The 17,373-nt window shown below is 52.3% G+C and carries 12 protein-coding genes and 1 tRNA gene; 2 read left to right on the forward strand and 11 right to left on the reverse strand.

From position 1 onward, the window contains the following. Nucleotides 1–40 precede the first annotated feature (40 nt). From GFER_RS07230 to GFER_RS07270, 9 genes are all read right to left on the reverse strand, one after another. On the reverse strand, nucleotides 41–1,624 hold the full coding sequence (locus tag GFER_RS07230; protein WP_139171974.1) for a hypothetical protein: 1,584 nt from the start codon (nucleotides 1,622–1,624) through the stop codon (nucleotides 41–43). A 76-nt stretch (nucleotides 1,625–1,700) separates the two neighbouring features. Continuing rightward, complete coding sequence (locus GFER_RS07235) at nucleotides 1,701–4,097, reverse strand: ABC transporter substrate-binding protein (protein WP_040097937.1); 2,397 nt, start codon at nucleotides 4,095–4,097, stop codon at nucleotides 1,701–1,703. 35 nt (nucleotides 4,098–4,132) lie between these two features. Further along, nucleotides 4,133–4,657 (reverse strand): cupin domain-containing protein, encoded by a 525-nt coding sequence (locus tag GFER_RS07240; RefSeq protein WP_040097939.1) that lies wholly within the window; start codon nucleotides 4,655–4,657, stop codon nucleotides 4,133–4,135. Between the two features lie 72 nt (nucleotides 4,658–4,729). Continuing rightward, nucleotides 4,730–5,521, reverse strand: coding sequence for a PDC sensor domain-containing protein (locus GFER_RS07245; RefSeq protein ID WP_040097941.1), 792 nt, complete (start codon nucleotides 5,519–5,521; stop codon nucleotides 4,730–4,732). 26 nt (nucleotides 5,522–5,547) lie between these two features. Next, nucleotides 5,548–6,762: a cache domain-containing protein gene (locus GFER_RS07250; RefSeq protein ID WP_040097943.1), complete on the reverse strand. Its 1,215-nt coding sequence runs from the start codon at nucleotides 6,760–6,762 to the stop codon at nucleotides 5,548–5,550. A gap of 79 nt (nucleotides 6,763–6,841) precedes the next feature. Then, nucleotides 6,842–8,455 (reverse strand): ShlB/FhaC/HecB family hemolysin secretion/activation protein, encoded by a 1,614-nt coding sequence (locus GFER_RS07255; protein ID WP_052446131.1) that lies wholly within the window; start codon nucleotides 8,453–8,455, stop codon nucleotides 6,842–6,844. A 117-nt stretch (nucleotides 8,456–8,572) separates the two neighbouring features. After that, nucleotides 8,573–13,051 (reverse strand): two-partner secretion domain-containing protein, encoded by a 4,479-nt coding sequence (locus tag GFER_RS07260; protein ID WP_139171970.1) that lies wholly within the window; start codon nucleotides 13,049–13,051, stop codon nucleotides 8,573–8,575. A gap of 236 nt (nucleotides 13,052–13,287) precedes the next feature. Beyond that, complete coding sequence (locus GFER_RS07265; protein ID WP_052446133.1) at nucleotides 13,288–13,593, reverse strand: Os1348 family NHLP clan protein; 306 nt, start codon at nucleotides 13,591–13,593, stop codon at nucleotides 13,288–13,290. A gap of 203 nt (nucleotides 13,594–13,796) precedes the next feature. After that, nucleotides 13,797–14,228 carry an AAA-type ATPase lid domain-containing protein gene (locus tag GFER_RS07270; RefSeq protein WP_152611421.1) on the reverse strand — a complete coding sequence of 144 codons (432 nt, stop codon included), beginning with the start codon at nucleotides 14,226–14,228 and terminating at the stop codon, nucleotides 13,797–13,799. A 13-nt stretch (nucleotides 14,229–14,241) separates the two neighbouring features. Between GFER_RS07270 and GFER_RS07275 the strand changes: the two genes are divergently transcribed. Then, entirely contained in the window at nucleotides 14,242–14,436 is a 195-nt protein-coding gene (locus GFER_RS07275; protein WP_040097949.1) for a helix-turn-helix transcriptional regulator, read from the forward strand. A 175-nt stretch (nucleotides 14,437–14,611) separates the two neighbouring features. On the opposite strand, the gene GFER_RS07280 is transcribed toward GFER_RS07275, so the two are convergent. Beyond that, a tRNA-Leu gene (locus tag GFER_RS07280) sits at nucleotides 14,612–14,700 on the reverse strand. 83 nt (nucleotides 14,701–14,783) lie between these two features. Between GFER_RS07280 and GFER_RS07285 the strand changes: the two genes are divergently transcribed. After that, nucleotides 14,784–15,221 carry an NUDIX domain-containing protein gene (locus tag GFER_RS07285; protein ID WP_040097951.1) on the forward strand — a complete coding sequence of 146 codons (438 nt, stop codon included), beginning with the start codon at nucleotides 14,784–14,786 and terminating at the stop codon, nucleotides 15,219–15,221. A gap of 56 nt (nucleotides 15,222–15,277) precedes the next feature. On the opposite strand, the gene GFER_RS07290 is transcribed toward GFER_RS07285, so the two are convergent. Further along, nucleotides 15,278–17,332, reverse strand: a complete 2,055-nt coding sequence (locus GFER_RS07290; protein ID WP_040097953.1) for an Ig-like domain-containing protein — start codon at nucleotides 17,330–17,332, stop codon at nucleotides 15,278–15,280. Nucleotides 17,333–17,373 lie beyond the last annotated feature (41 nt).

Here is a 17,373-nt window from a genome sequence, read left to right on the forward strand (position 1 = left end):
GTTGATTCCGTCGGGTGCCGTACCACTCAAGAGTCATAGTTCATTGCCTGACTGTACAGCCCAGCTTCCCTGTATCGGGAACGACGTTGGCATATCCCTTCCCTGTGAAGAAGGGATCCGTCGTTTGCAATGGGGCATTATAGGCATCGTTGATTAATGCTTCGAACGATGTAGGTCCGACCTCGTTCCAGTTGGTGCAGAGTATGGCGTCTGCTTCGCGCAACGACTGCGAAGCAGAACTCTCCGGGTCGGTCAGATCGTAGAGGTCTGCCCGTTCAGCTTGGGTCATCCCGAGCATCTCGGCAACACCGGTCGCGAAGACCGATTCATCGCCGGCTCGCGTTACGAAGACGACTTTATCGCAGCCGATATCCTTGAGCACCAGGACCGGACTAAGATCGGACCAGCCCCCTGCCGAGACATTGAAATCATCGATCGGAAGAGCGCGGTCCAGCCCCGGTTCGACAGGGGAATATTGCAGAACCATCCTCCAGCTCGCCTCTCCCAGCCCGAGGGCCTTCTTCGACTTCAAATCAGACCGATAGTTTGTCGTGGTTTCGAGAACTGACATCGCTTCGCGAGAACCCCAGTAGCCAAAACGCACGTCGTTAAAATTTACATTCAAAAAGACTTCGGATTCCCCGGCCACATAAGCCGTTTGGGACTGATTGATCTCATTCACTGCAGCGCCGGTCAGAACCGAAGTCGAAATCAAAGCCGGCATGCCGGCGCCCACCGTATCATCCAGACGCGACGGATAATTACCCGCAGCTGAGCGCTGATCGAACTCTCCCATGAGGCTGTAGAAAAGCTTCCCACAGGTGGCCTCCCCTACTGATATTTCTCGAATTTCAGACCAGGGCTTACCGACCGAACGCTCGGCACAAGCATCCAGAAATGCCGAATAACCGACCAGATTGGCGGGCTCGTAGCCTGCATAGAAGCTTGCTGTGATTCCCAGTTGGCGAGACAATTCTGCGAAACTGATCAGGCCGGGGCGAAAAAGAATCTTCGATTCATCTGCACTCAACCGCCCGAAATTTTTATTCGAATCGATGATGTCCTGAATATGAAACTCTGGAAATTGAGAGGATTGAACCAGTTCGATCAGCTCCGGATTCACAAAACGAGCAAGGTCTTCCTGTCTCAAAACATCCTTCAGCGCTTCCTGAGCGGCTACAGGATCACTCGCAAGCATCTCTTCGATGCCTGCGGCTTGAATACGCCCAATGATGGGGCGCCCGGCATAAATCGCCAGTATCTCTCCCGAAATGGCCAGGTACTCGGTGTACCCCTGGAAGGACTTGAGGGCGAGAGCGATCCGGGCGGATTCGGCTGCAAAGTCACAGCGCCCTTCTCCACATCGTGCCATCGCCGGATTCATTTGGATGGAATCCAAAATAAATGAGGTTAAGCTGGCCGAGCTTCCTCCGGAAACCGCATAGACAGGGCCGTAGTGTTCAACCATGCGCGCCAGCCCTCCAAAATGGGCCGGCATGAGATGACCATTACCACGGACGGCGGCACAGACCTTGACATCGTCAGTCTGATCACGCGAATCAGATTCTCCACAACCCAATAATCCCAGAGTCATCGCAACACAAATAAGTAAAAGTCGTTTCACTCGGTTTCCCCTTTAATAAAAATTTCATTCATCTTCAGGTGAAATCCTGAGCACATCTTAATATCTGCACTCCCCGCTATTCACCTATGATCTCAAGGCTGTCACGAGCAAAAAAATAATCACGATAGAAAGCGGTCGCTATCCAGACCGGCCCACTGCCGGTTTCCCTGGGCGTATAAAACGTATAGTGGCTGACTGTCTGGTCATTACGTTCGTTAAATAAGTACATTTCGTTAATGCCGGAGGAAGCGAAGATATTCGTGAGATACGCCCAGAGCTCATCGGAATCGGCACTGGGACCAGTCATGGCAAAAGCACTGGCGCTGAGCCACAGGGCATCGTAGGCGCTGACTTCGTTCCAGGTTGAAGATCCGCCTAGAAGCGGAGTCAACTTTGATTCGAGGACCGGATGCGCGAAATGTAAATAAGTCCTTGCTGCAGCGTCGAATATCGAGCAGGTCAGCTGGATTCTTTCCGCAATGGCCATTGCAACAGGCGATGCAAGCAGTGTTCGACTTTTGCTGATACCGTCGGTACCGTACCACTTCACCTCGGTCAGTGATCCTGTTTTCAGCTCTTCCAGCAGAGAAGTGACTTCATCAAGACCAACAACCAGAACGGCTGTGTCGGTTGGCTCTGAAATGGCGGCGACCCTGGATGAAGCCTGATCGAGAACAGTGGAAAAACTGGTCGTATCAGGTGCATAAGCGTAGCTATTGATACTCCCCTCAAATATTGCGGAGAACGCTGTGACAAAATCCTGGCCATACACATCGTCACGATAAATCATCACAACATGCTCTTTGTGCTGTGCCGTTATCAGGTGTGACAAAGCTTTAGCCTGATGGGTGTCATCCGGGGTAAGACGCATGATCCGGTCATCGGATCTGGCCAGGGAGGGCGCAGTGCTGGTGGTACTGATAATGACGATGTCGTTTGCCATTGCATAGTCGCGCACGGCGGCCAGTTCTCCACTGTAGATAGGGCCGATAAACAGCTCAATACCTTCAGCATGTAACGCTTGCAACTGCGCAAGAGCAGTTGCGGGATTGCCGGCCGTGTCACGCACTTCCACTTTGAAATTGACATTGACGCCTAAAGACTTCTGATAATAGTCATTGGCATGTTGAAGCGCGAGGTTGATCGCTTGCTGCGCGCCAAAGCCCTGCTCGGCATTGGCACCCGACAGAGGCAAAAGAACACCGATGACAGCCTCCCCTGTTTCATGCGTGGGACTTGCGGTCACCGGAAGGGACAAAACTCCTACATTAATACTTTTGATGAACAGCCCCTTGAGGGTCCAACGTATACCACTGCTCCCCTCTTCAACCACAAAGCGTGCGTACCGTACCGGTATCATATCGCCATTGTCATCCAGTTGTGTCATTTGGGCTGAAAAGTTGCCCGCATTATTGACCACGGATATGAAGTTTTCTATCAATTCGGCCGTGTCGGCCTCGGGATTCAGGCGATAGGCTTCCGCGACAAACCAGAGGGCATCCCAAACCCCCAGGCTGGAAGGTGATGGCGTCCTGCCAAGTTCTGCTGCCATCATTCCGGTCACCATCATAGTGGAAACAACAGGGGCCGTTGCTTCCGATGAAAAGGTAAATCCTTCGAGCTCTACGCTTGCAGCAAAATCCCTGGCTACTGGAGAATGTAAAATCGCTGCTTCACGAATAATCGAATCGGTAGCAAACCACTTGAAGTCGGCAAGCGGGCTGGAAACACCAGCGCTGGAGAATATCTGCACGGCGTCGGAATCACGACCAATGAACAGTACAGCAGTATTGTCAGGATCTAATGTGTCAGCTACCACCTCGATACTACTCACCACCGGCGCAAAATGAGTTGTATGGACTTCGTACTTGATGGCGTCAAGGACTTCTATGTCACTGGTATCAGCGCGCATGAGCTGCTCAAAATCTCTGCCATAGGGGTCATTCAGAAAAACCGGAAGCAGGTGAGTGAAATTCTGATTTTTTATCAGATCAATAAGAGCCTCAACCTGGTTTGAGTCATTTGGCACCATTCGGAACAGATTGTCCGGCAGAGCGAGGGAAACTGCGGTGCTCGACGGGCTCACGAGCAACATGTCATTGGCATTGGCGTAACCCACCATTACCGCAGCTTCGTCGCTGGTCATGGGGCCAACAACCGCACGCACTCCCTGTGCATGAAGCGACTGAAGAGCCACCAAAGCCCCGCCGGCATCACTGTGGCTGTTCTCCACCACCAGTTCCAGCTGAAGGTTGTCCTCCTGCAGATAATAATTTACCGATTCCACAGCAAGATCCAGCGCTACTGCGGCGCTTTCTCCCAACGAAGACCATGGACCATCCAGCGGCAGAACAGCACCGACCTTGACCACTGTCACCGGCTCCGAATAAGAAGAGGAGGAGGAAGAAGAATGGCACCCGGCCAGGAGCAGCACCAGAAGCAGACCAATCAACGCACATACTGATTTCATCATTCGTTTCACTGACTATTCTCCTTGTTTCTTGGTTTCTACACTCTCGTCATCTTCATAATCAGCTCCGCATGCTGCGGATAGCGCTCACACAGATCCCCTGCTTGCGCCATCTCAAAATCGGCAAAGTCAAATCCTGGGGCTACGGTGCATCCGACCAGTGCGAACCCCCCTCCTTCTCCTTCTGCTATTCCGACCAGTTCAGCTCCGAACCAGCACCCCGCCGGTACGACCACCTGGAACTGTTCCCCCGCCGCCGCATCTGCCCCAAGACGAAATTCCTGATAACTGCCCTCCGGCAACAGGCAATGGATCTGCAGCACTGAGCCGGCGTAAAAATGCCACACTTCATCAGATTTAATGCGGTGCAGAGCCGACATGTCACCGGACTCAAGCAGATAATAGATGGCGGTGGAAAAAACCCGACCGCCGCCAAAACGCTCAGGCAAAGCGCCGGCAGGTACCGTTTCACTGGATCGATAAGTCTCACGAAACCAGCCTCCTTCCGGATGCCGGATAAGTTCCAGCCGCTTGATTAACTCATGAGCAGTGGTAGTGTGCATGATCTCGTTACCTTCGATTGATGAATATCCATACCGCATCAAGAATCCGACACTACCGGTTCTTGTTTCTAATTATTCCTGCTGAATGCTCACCAGTCGCCAGTCGACTCCATAGAGGGACACGCTCGTCCAGAACGCAGTTTTGTCGACATCAGCGCCGCTTAGATCTTCCTGTTTGAAGCGGTAAGTGCCTTGCCCCTGAGGAGTTGCAGCAATTTTTCGCGCCAGCTGAACAAGATCGGTGTAGGGCTGAAATACTTCTGAAGTAAAGATGTTGAGGCCAATTTGTGCCGGGTCGCTGTCGTAGAGGGTTCGTCCTTCCAGATCCATAACCGAGATAGCCATCTGTGTCCCCTTGACCAGAGGTTGAATGATCTCTCCCAGAAATTTTTCCGGTTTAAACATGACGCTAAGCGAGCCGATAAAACGACCTTCAGCATTGAATATCGGATAATGTGCACCAACCGCGTGATACCCCTCCACGGAACGAAAAACTCCACTCAGTACCGGCTTGTGAAGTTCCAGCATCTGCTTGACCTGATCCTGGTCTGATATATCTGTACCTTCAAAATGGCGATATTCAGCAGGCTCAATGGTCGTTAGCACCCCTTTAGTGTCGACAGTGGCGCAATCAACGGCATAGCTGACCTCCTGGCAGAGCGCCGTTAAAACAACCCTGGCTGCTGCACCGGTCAGCCCGGTTTCTCCGAGTTTTTCTGCAGCTGAATTGAGACCGGCGTCAAGTCGCTCAAAGGCGGCCTTTGCCTGCTGCTCTGCAATTGTCAACGTAACCGGCAGCGTTGTCGCCTGGGCGGTAGAGATAATGAACAAAAAACTAAAAAAAACCAGACACATTTTTTTCATAATAAGCACTCCTTTACTTAGTGTTTTTAATCGCTTTTCAGCTTTATGCTGTACACCATGCCCAGATACCGATCATCACTAAAGATCGGTTTAAAGGTGAAATAACCGACTCTCCCCTCAAACAATGGCGCTTCTAAAACATCCGCTTGTTGCTTATTCAATATCCGGAAGATCTGCCTGTCGCTTTCGGCCGTTCCGGGGTTGTAGTCATACTCGATAAGGCTGTTTTCCACCGGAAAGCCAAAACGGTTTATCCCTTTAGCGTTAACCCATTGCACCGAGTAGAGACCCGGCATTGATGCGTAAAACTGCTCAAGCAGCGTTATCGCTTTATCTTTATCGTCGTCAATCAGTGCCGTTTTGAAGGTGGTATCCGCAGCCAACAATTCAAGCGCTTGTTCGGCAGCAACAGCCCCAGTGGTAACTGCTGCCATCGGTTCTTGAGTATGTTCTTCCAACCGAATGCCGATCAGCCTCCAGTCGACTCCGTACAGTGATGCGCTCGTCCAGAATGCTGTTCTGTCAACATCCTCAGCGGTCAGGTATTCCCTTTTGAAGCGATAGATGCCATGACCCTCGGGAGTGGCGACAATTTTACGGACCAGCTGAACAAGATCGGTGTAGGGCTGAAATACTTCTGAAGTAAAGATATTGAGGCCAATCTGTGCCGGGTCGATAGCGTACAGGATTCGCCCTTCCACATCGATGACCGTGACAGCCAGCGGTGTCCCCTTGACCAGAGGTTGAATGATCTCCCCCAGAAATCTTTCCGGTTTGAACAAAACGCTCACCGAACCGATAAAACGACCTTCAGCATTGAAAATCGGATATTCCGCATCAACCGCATCATATCCTTCAACCGAACGGAAAACCCCGCTCAGTACCGGTTTGTGAAGTTCCAGCATCTGCTTGACTTGTTGCTGATCTGAGATATCAGTGCCTTCAAAATGACGGTATGCGGCAGGCTCAATCGTTGTCAGCAATCCTTGTGTATCGACGGTGGCGCAATCAACGGCATAGCTGACCTCCTGGCAGAGCGCCGCTAAAACAACCCTGGCTGCTGCACCGGTCAGCCCGGTTTCTCCGAGTTTTTCTGCAGCGGTTTTGAGCCCGGCGTCAAGACGCTCAAAGGCAGCCGTTGCTTGCTGCTCGGCAATGGTCAACATAACCGGCTGAGTTGCCGCCTGTGCGGCTGAGATAATGAGTAGAAAACTAATAAAAATCAGACACATTTTTTTCATGACAAACACTCCTTTTTATATGTGATTTCAGCTAGTTGAGAACACTGAATCTAAATGTAGTTCACGACTCGGAAACCAATTAGAAGCTGTACCCCAAGGTCGCCCAAATCCGGGGATCACGATCCTTGCTGTCGGACAGCGGCTCACCACCTCGGGTACGCCAGGCGACGGCGATGTCGGTGGTGAACCTTTTGTAGTTGGCGCGCACACCCATCCCTCCGCCGTCAATACGGCGATGGTTGTCGGAACCATCCTCATGTTTGTTGATGCGCACATGACCTACGTCATAAAACAGATAGGGGCTTAGCTGCTTGATGCGGTAGCGCAGTTCGATCTGGGCGAGAATCCCTTGATCGCCGTAGCCTTCGCCGCTGGGATAGGCGCGTACCCCATAAACCCCGCCGACACCAAAGTCTTCGGAGGAATCAAGGTTACTGTCACTTTTCTGGCCGCTGACGCGGGTAAAGAGGGTCAGGTTGTTGGTAATCTGCTGTAAGCGAGCAACATCGAGGGTCACCTTGTGGAAGCTGCCTTCGGGGCGGTCGTTGACGTTGGTTTTGACCCGCCCCGGGGTCCAGGTCAGGCTGCCGTAGGTGATCCCGGCACCCAGGATGCCGTCACGGTGATCGAACAACAGGCTGACCGGCATACTGTCGCTGGTGCGGCGGGTACGGTCGGCGAGGTTTTCATCGATCAGGCGCTTGTGCTGATAGATGGCGCTTAAGGTCAGATTGCCACGCTGGGTACGGATGATCGGGTAGCTGAGACCGACGCTGGTGATGTGGGCTTTGCCGGTGCTGTCGAGGGAAGAGTATTCCTTGCCGAGTTCATAGTCGGTATAGGCGTAACCCACCTGGCCGCGCAGTCCCGATGAGCCGAGGGGAACACTATAGGTAGCGGAACCGAGCAGCAGGGTTTCGCTGGTGATCATAGCGCGCAGTTGCAGTTGATCACCGACCAGCACCAGGGGATTGAGGTTGAGTCCTGCGCGGGTGCGATATTCGCCGGTGTAGCGGTTGCCATGGTTGTCAACAGCGATATCACCGCTATAACGCTTATCGGCTTCGACTGTCACCAACAGATCGCCGGTGCCAAGTTCCTGTCCGGGGCGGATCAGGGGAGATGTTCGCAAGCCAGGCAGATCATCGAGAATCAGGGTGGCGCGCTCTAAAGGGGCAGAGGCAATGACACCACCAGACTTAAGGCTGCCAAGGCGACGCTGGGCAGCAGCAGCGAGCTTGTCATCCCCCTGGGCGGTGATTTGCCCGTAGCGGCCTTCGACAATCTGAATCTGAACGGTCCCGTCGCTTAAGGTCTGGGCAGGGAGAAAAGCACGGGCGAACGGGTAACCGTTGTGGTGGTAATAGCTGGTCACCTGCCAGGCGATATCGCGCAGTCCGGCCAGGTCGTAGGATTGATCCAGTAACTCATCCACAACCTGCTCAAGTTGCTCCGTACTGAAGACGCTGTGACCGGAAAATTCAATGCGGGCAACTTCCACCGTCGGGCCACCAGGGGCGGTGGGGTCTTGCGTCTGGGGTTCGATGACTAAACCGTCGCTGGGGAACGGCAATTGGGGTGGCATCTGCAACTGTTGCAGGGTTTGGCCGGTATCGGGAGGTATCTGGGCGAAAGCGGGCAGGGCGATGAGGACTGCTGCAAAGGCAGCAATGAAGCGTATTGTTAAGTTCACGTTGTTGGTTCCTTTTTGCTCTATGTGAAAAAGATACTAATTGTTGAGTGCCGTGCAGAGCGAGGACAGGCGCGATTCTGTCAGAGACAGGGACGGAATCGGGCCTGTGTGATCTGCTTAGTTGCTGTCGTCGTTTGTTGATCCTTCATCTGTAGCGTAGTTGATACCACCGGACATGACGGAGACATTCATGAAACCGGAGGCGTCGCGGCCGGATTGATAGCTACTTCCGGTAATACTGGTGCCATCTCCGCTGTCAGTACCGACATCAGAATCAGCGTCGACGAATTTCAGGCCACCGCTGAAGCTGGCGTCGGGGGTTCCTACTGCGGGTGTTTGCACGGAGGGAGTCAAAATAATGGGCGCACCTGTGGGGGTGACTGTGCCGCCAGTCATCTGCCCTACCACCTGGGTAGCGGTATTCTGGGCGGCAGTTTGTGCTGTTTGCAGTTGCTCATTAATTAATATGGTCAATGTGCCGTTATTGGCGGTGATCAGATAGTTGCTATTGGCAAGGACCGAGGCGTCGATGGTGTAATTACCGACTCTCTCACCGGCAGTACGAGTAAGGGCGCCAGTCAGTTGGTCTTCACCGACGAGATTTCCAGCGGTAATTTGATACGTCAGGTCGGGATCGGCATTGCCATAGACTTTGCTTTTGTCATCAGCAACAACCGTGATGGGACGCGGGGTGATGGTCAGGGTGCCTGGTGTATTGCCACTTTCAGCTTCAGTGTAACCAGTTCGCAAAATGTCAACATGGAGATTGTTGTAGGTTCCTGCATTGGTATAGCTTGTCACAACTGTGGCATTCGTATCTAAAAACCTATAATCTGTGCCAAACTCCCATCCACTGAAACTTGCACCAAAGAGGGTTTCCGCACTCCAGAAATCACTGAGCGTATAAGCCGTTCCTTCGTAGGGACGTCTCACATTTGAAAGACTATAGCTCAATGCTTCTGGCGCTATTATCCAAATATGTGTCCCCCCCATGCTCAGTTCAGGAAACAAACTATCTCCTACACCTACATCCCAACCCGCATTAACAAACGTACTGAATTTATTTAATTCAGCAGTGGTTTTACCAACAACCCCGGCAGGATCGACCTCCCCGCTACCAACGCCACGGGTAATACCGGCACCGGCTGTTTCGATGTTCCACAAGTTATTACTCAAAACGGCATCGTCTTCCGCTCCAATCAACCCACCGACATCAGCTGTGCCGCTAACGCTGCCAACGGCGTAGCTGTTGCGAACGCTGCCGCTAACGTCGCCGCCGTCTTTGGAAATGGAGCCGACTAATCCGCCAACCTTTTCAGCTCCAACGACATCACCTGTGGCGTAACTGTTGTCAATGTCACTTTCCATCAGCTCACCGACGAGCCCACCAACACCATTCCCTGTAGCCGTAACGGTGGAAGTGCTGTAGCTGTTGCTGATAGTAGAATTCCATGCAGCTCCAATCAGGCCGCCGGCATATGCATCATCCCAATCGCTTTCGCCAGCAGTCACAGTGCCGGCACTGCTCGACTTGTCTACCCTGGCACCCATGAAGAGCATACCCGCTACGCCACCGACACCGTTTTGACCAACGACCGTTACATCAGTGTGCACATTGAGGATGGATATCTCCTGAAATCCAAGGGCAAAACCGAGCAGACCACCCGCACTCCCTCCTTCAACACTGCCGCCGTCAATGGTGATACTTTCAAATCGGACGGAATCGTCCCAAGCGACTACCATGCCTGCAAGCACACCAGCGAGCTCAGTACCATTGACAGAAACATTCGTAAGCCTCAGATTTTCTACTGACCCTCCTTTGAATGTACCAAAGAGGCCAGCCAACACATCCTGGTCGGTCGCAAGCCCGTCGATGGTATGTTCACCTCCATCAAAATGTCCCATAAACCCATCGGAGTTTTCCATAGTACTACCTTCGATATATGGGGCGATCGGACTCCAGCCATGGCCGTCATTCGCCAAGGTCAGTACCCCATCGACAAAGGTGCCAACTTCGGTGTTGTAGCCGGCAGTCTCAGTACCGAGATCGTTTGACAGCAGGAAATGAAATCCCTTATTGGCGACAACATTAATGTTCTGCAACTGAGTCCAGTCAGTGATGGTGTAAGCAGCGTCAGCATTACCCCAGCCACTGGCAAAGAGGGTTGACAGCATATCGTCACGGTGGGCACTGGTAGTAACATGGGTTAAGTAAGGTGTTGAGAGGCCATAACCCTCCACCGTAGTGCCATCGACAAATGACCAGATCGATGAATCCCAATTACCATACGTCGATGAATCCCTCATCTCGGCAGTGGTTTTGCCAATTCCACCCGCTGAAGTTGTGTGTCCGGATGCTTGCATATCCCAGAAACTGTTGGTGATATTATCGTTATCTGATCGAGGGACAGGGGTCTCAGCATCGACATACATCATATTGGTCCCGATCAATCCACCGACATTTTCAGCATCACTGGCATGTAAAATTTGCCCAACTGCATAGGAATCAGCTACTGATGAGTCAACCAAGTGACCGACAAGCCCACCAAATTCAGCATGATTCTCCCCCGAGCCCCCCTTGTCAGCTCCTGTAATCGTTACTTGCGCGTAAGAGTTTTCGATTGCTGAATACTCTGCACCCCCGACTAACCCACCGACCATAAGGTTACCGGTGACATTTCCCATAGCGTAGTTTTTACTTATTGCAGAAACGACAAGCACACCAGCAAGCCCACCAATTCCTTCATTGCCAGTGACATTTGCCCTAGCGTAGCTTTCACTTATCGTAGATAAGGCAAGCGCGCCAACAAGTCCACCAACACCATCATTACCAGTGACATTGCCCGTAGCGTAGCTTCCTCCTATCCTGGAAAAGAAAAGCCCACCAGCAAGGCCACCGACAAAGTCTCCCCCTGTGACATTAACATTGGTCAGACCGATGTTAGCGATGGATGAATCCATTGCAACGCCAAATAACCCCACACCATTAGTATCTGGACGGTTGATAAACAAACCATCGACAGTACGCCCAAGGCCGTCAAAGTTTCCTTTAAATGGAATTATCCAATCTCCAATCGGTACAAAACCGGCAGACGTAGAATCAACAAGATTCCATGTGGAAGTGACCATTGCGTCAATATTTGAACCCAGCTCATAGGTTCCATTGAGAGCCGTGTTCATCCATTGCAGTTGTTCGACGTTGTGGATAACGACTTTTCCGTTGTCATAAAAAACCACTGCATCCGTTACATTGCTCGCATCAAAATACACCCCGCCACCCGTGGTGTTGGTGTTTTCAATTGTGGCGTTGACGTAGATGTTGTTAGTAGCATCCAGTGTAAGTTTGGTATTTGCAACCCAAACCACATCGGCATTGATATGAATATCGCCAGGTTCACTGCCTGTGTCAGTTACTGTCTCTATTGTCACGTTTGTGGTATTGAGGCTTGAGGTGAGTGTGTCAGCGCCAATGCCACTATCCGTTTGTGGGGTCGATCCTGCTGCAATGGTAAAATCTGTCGGGTCGATCAACCATTCCCCGGTTTTGCCGTTTGCGGCTTTGGTCGTCACCACCAGGTCGGGTTGGATTTGCACCTTGGCGGCTGAAGTTTCAACAAAGCCACCATCGCCACCGTTCAGGGCACTGGCATCGAGCGTTCCCTCCACCTCGATGCGACCATTGACCATATCCCCCATCAGGAAGATTTCGCCTTTTGCCCCTGTCGCCAGGGTCTGGGCTTCGGTGATCCCGGTGTGGTTGATGACGGTGCTGGTGAGTTCACCTGCGGCGCGGGCGGTGAGGTAAACCAGTCCACCATCAGCTTTAATCGCCCCGCCCTGTTCGATCAGGGCATCAATCGCAGCTTCTTCGACTTGAATCTTCACGGAACCGCCGAGGTCGAGGGTCACTTTGCTGCCTGCGCCCATCAACACATGGCCACCGTTGGCGGTGAGGGTGCCGCTGTTGTCGATGCGGGCAGCGATCAGGGCGATGGTGCCGCCGATTGTTCCATCACCGTGGGCGGTGATATTCCCCTGATTGACGATGGCGTTGCTGGAATTGTCTTCAAAGCGGTAATTCCCCGCCATGAAATCGTCATTGGTGATGTTGAGGGTCGAAGCGACGATGCCTCCCACATTAACCTGGGCGGTGGAGGAGAAGAGCACCCCGTTGGCATTGACCAGAAACACCTGACCGTTGGCATTGAGCGCTCCCTGAATGACTGAGGCATCGGCACCGGTTACCCGGTTGAGCGCTACAGCGCTGCTGGAGGGCTGGTTGAAGTTGACGGTATTATTCTGACCAATGGAAAAGGAGGTCCAGTCCGCCGCCATGCGTTGGGTATCTTGCGTCACGGTCATGGTGTTGCCGCTGGTGGCGATAGCACCGGAACCGGCAACGATATTGCCGCCCGTGGGCAGGGTACCGGCCACCGCCGTACCGCTGCAGATCCAGAGAGTCAACAGCAGTGAAGCTGCCAGCAATCGTAAGCGGCCCCGCTTGCCTGATCCACGGCCGTGGCTCGAAACGATCTCAGAAACGGCGACAAAGGTACCCAGAGCATCACTCCAGATGGAACGGAAAATATTATTCATGGCGTACTCCTCAATGTGGGACAGGTTGATGGCGTCGCAAAAATTCGCCAACTGCGGTGCAAGCTTCAACTCCGTCTTAATTGTCTCGCTACCTCAACGTACCTAAGTACGCCTCCTCGCTCGACAATTACGCGCCTTGCATTTGGCGTTTTTAGCTTAGTTCTCTTCATTTGACATTTTTTGCGAAAGTCTGAAATTCGTCATTCTGGCGTGATTTTGGCCGGAATCCAGATCTTTTAAAGTTTAAATTCTGGATCCCCGACAAAAGCATACGGGGATGACGATTCTTGGACTGAAGGTGAATAGTTACGATTTTGATTTATTTCCTTGGTCGTCACTGCCCGGCAGAGACCGGGATTCAGCTGCGCCGCAACCTCGTTGATAACCTGCAGCTTCAGGCCGGACAGGAGGCTCAGTTCGGTTGTGGTCAGCACATAACCTTGCTGCATACAAGCGACCTCCAGTGACTCTTTAGCCGAACGACGAAATCCCTCATCGGTCAAAAGCCTTCCTAATACGCGTTCGACCGCCTCTTGAGACATAGCATCCTCCTGCAAGACAGGAATGTCCACATTCGGACAATATTGATTGGTAATTAGCTAACGAACAGAGTAGGAGCGAAATCTATGCCAGATATGTAGAAGATGTAATTTCGATAAGTTAACTGAATTCAACAAAAAAGAGTTGTCCCGCAGAGGACATATTGTCCCGGCCGGGACAGTCGGTAGGAGTTTAGAGTGCAGAATCAGTAAAACAGCTTGCGGGAGGCCTTCAGCAAGCGAGCAGCAGAGGATTTATTGTTGTTCCACTGAGCCAGTGCCCAATCCATGACTTGCCGATTGACGGCAGCGAGGGAAAACTCTTCAGGGGAAAAGTTAAAATTGAGGGAGATGCGTCCACGGTCCAACTCTTCATGGCACACTTCATCCTGTTGTTGCAGACACAGGTGTTTTGGTTGAATCAGTTCGCCACTGGAGGTTATGGCGGCATATTCCAGCAGGTTGCGCAGCTCACGGATATTACCGGGCCAGTCGTAGGCGAGGAGCTGATCAAGGGCTGCCTGTGAAAGCCCAGGCTGCGGTTTGCCTTGATGCTTTCTAAAAACATCCAGAAAGGTTTCAGGCAGTCGGGGGAGTGTCGTCCTGTCTCGACTGCACTTTTTTATCCAAAAACCCAAAAACGGAGGATCCATGAAAGAAAGTAAAAGCGATAAATACCTCTCTATCTGGCAGGTTACAACAATGGTCAACTTAAGCAAGGCAACAATTTATAGAATGATCCAGTCAGGAGATTTTCCTGGGGCATATCGGCTCAGCCCAAAGCGTGTAGGGTGGCTCCAGTCAGAGATTCAGGGGTGGATGACAGGTCGAAAAAAAATGGCCTAGCATCAATCGACGTGTGCAGCACAACACCGAAAGCCTCGGCAGAGACCTCTGCTGAGGCTTTCGGCATTAAAAAGGCAGAAAACAAACGGGGACCAGAACGGGGACTAGCGCAAAAAAAAGGCTCCACAGAGAATAAAGAAACGCAGAGATTAACGGTCTAACCACCTGTAATAATTGGTGCCCGGGACGAGACTCGAACTCGTACAGGGGTTACCCCCCGAGGGATTTTAAGTCCCTTGTGTCTACCAATTCCACCACCCGGGCGAACGAGGGTGCTATTATGAAACAGATTGGCTTTGGTGTGTCAATCAAAAACCCATAATTCTAACCTGTCGAGGAAAAAAATCATGGCCGGCGAAAACCTGCAATGCCCCAAGTGCGGAGCCATCGTGAAAACCTTTCGCAATCCTTTCCCCACGGTCGACATCATCATTTGCGTCGATAATAAGATCGTGCTTATCGAGCGCAAAAATCAGCCTCTGGGCTGGGCCTTACCGGGCGGCTTTGTCGATTACGGGGAAAGCCTGGAAGACGCGGCGAGGCGCGAGGCCAAGGAGGAAACGGGGCTGGACCTGAACAATATGCGCCAATTCCGCGCCTATTCCGACCCGAACCGCGATCCGCGGCAGCATAATATATCGATGGTGTTTATTGCCGAAGGCAAAGGGACGCTGCAAGGTGGAGACGACGCGGCGCGGGCCGGGCTCTTCGATCTTGATGCCCTGCCCGCGCCGTTGTGTTTTGATCATGCGGAGATCCTGGGAGACTTTCGAGGCAGCCTCTAATTTCTACCAGTAATATGCACTGAAAGCCTTCATGGACGTTCCCCGTAAAAACCTCATCAGGGCTCAGTCAACCACCCCGTGCCGAACGGTGAAGGGATACGGGGGGTATCGTTGAGTAAGTAGCCCAGGCCCGTATTGAAAATTGCCTGAGCCTCGCTACCCGAAACAGTCGTGCCGGCTTGCAATTCAACATTCACCCATCCACCGTAGGATTTAGGGTAGACCACCTGAAAGGCGGCAAGCCCGTTTTCATCCGTCGTCACGGATAGCGGAATACTGGCGACATTGCCCGGGTCAAGGCGCCCGTTCAGGTCTGGGTCGGCATTACCAAGCGGGGGCAGAGGCTCATCGGCTGGGTCCATAAGCTGATACTGGCCTGCATCAAGGTAGTATGCAGGAACACGATCCGTTACACCGATGACACTTCCTGAGTCATCAAAGATGAAGGTGGTATACAAGTAGCCGATGGCACCATCCTCGTCTTCATCGAGAATGCCGTTACGGTTTCTGTCTTCGTTGGCGAAAAATCCCGTCGACAAGTTAGTGTTGTTATCCAGCCAGATACCTGTATGAAAAAAGCGCGGGTAAATTCCGAGATTCACGTTCTGATCAGCCATGGCATTGCCGTTATTGTCCGTAACTAGAACCGTCACGGGAAGTGCATAAGCGACAGGGAAGCCATTGCTCTGTTCAACCGATATGACATTGGTCATACCGAATACAATTTGGGCTGTCTGCTGACCAATCGTCAATCGGGTTTCGCCAAGAACACCATCCAATCCTTCCACCGTTGCTCGAATTACGACGCCGTTTTGCGCAGAAGTCGCCCCACCGCTAATAAAAGTAGTGGCTGCCATGCCGGACTCATCGGTGAGAACAGTGATTGGTGTGAGAGTTTCCCCTCCACCGGGTCCGTCTACGAGTTGAAAAGTCACCAGTTTGCCCTGAACAGCTTGATTGAATTGATCGCGAACCGTGGCACGAATGGTTGACGTTGAGGAAACATCCCCGACACTTGGAGCAATCGCCGTGGGAAAGGCTTGGAGGTCGATTCGATTGGGATTCTGGGCTCGAACGTCTAAAACAATCGAATCACTAAAGCCGCCCGAAGCACTGACTTGGATCGTAACGGGTGCAGCGTTGTTCGGGGCATTGAATAAAACCGTCGTCTCACCCTGAGCGTTTGTCGTAGCAGTAACCGCAGAGGTGCCGCTGGCGGAAAAAGTGCCGGCCATGGCGACAAAATTGAGGTTCCCACCATTGACCGGCGCACCTTGATCATCGAGCCAACGAACGGCAAGCTCAATCCCGGTCGTTCCCGTGGCATAGATCGCATCGGAGGTCGGCGAAATAAACCCAAAGGTCTCATTGGAAACGTTAATGGAAACGGATCTCTCAACTCCGAGGCCGGCGATGGTGACAACGTCCTCACCCGTAACCGTGCCGGAAAGGGTTGCCGTGAAATTTCCCGTTGTGCTGCTGGTGTTAAAAGTGATGCTGTTCCCTGAAGGAGAACCGCCGGGAGCGGTCAGAACATTTCCAAGTTTTGACGTAAGCGTCACCTGAGCACCGCGAACAGGCTGCCCACCGGCGTCCGCAGCGGAACCAGACAGTGTGGCCGCGTCGATCCCATCGGCTGAAATGGATGACTTATTGGTTTGAAGATTGAGAGTGGTCCCAACGATAGAAATTGGGATTTCACGACTTGTACCGCCCGAAGACGCGGTAATAGAAGCCACCTGCACTCGCTTTTCATCTCCGGCTCGGAAGGTGACCTGCGCTTCTCCGGCCTCATTGGTTGTTACCAAGCTCGCACTGAGCAGACCGGCCGACGCGGACAAACTGATCGGCGCATTTGAAACCGCGGCATTGCCGGAATTTTTCGCAATAACAGTTAGGGTCACAATATCTGAGGTGTTGGTATTGACGGTAAACTTACTTGCGCTAATGCCCAAGGTCGCTACCGCAGGATTCGTGACAACAGGTTCGTCATCACCTCCCAGTCCCGGATTTGAACCATCTGAACTTGAGTCGATTTCTCCGCATCCCGCCACTATCAGCGAAAGGGTGACAAAAAAAGGCACTAACCAACCCCAAAATTGCTTCCTCACTTGAAACCCTCCTTGAAATGCGGATTGTTTAATTGGTACAA

The organism is Geoalkalibacter ferrihydriticus DSM 17813 (genome assembly GCF_000820505.1).
Taxonomy (GTDB): Bacteria; Desulfobacterota; Desulfuromonadia; order Desulfuromonadales; family Geoalkalibacteraceae; genus Geoalkalibacter; species Geoalkalibacter ferrihydriticus.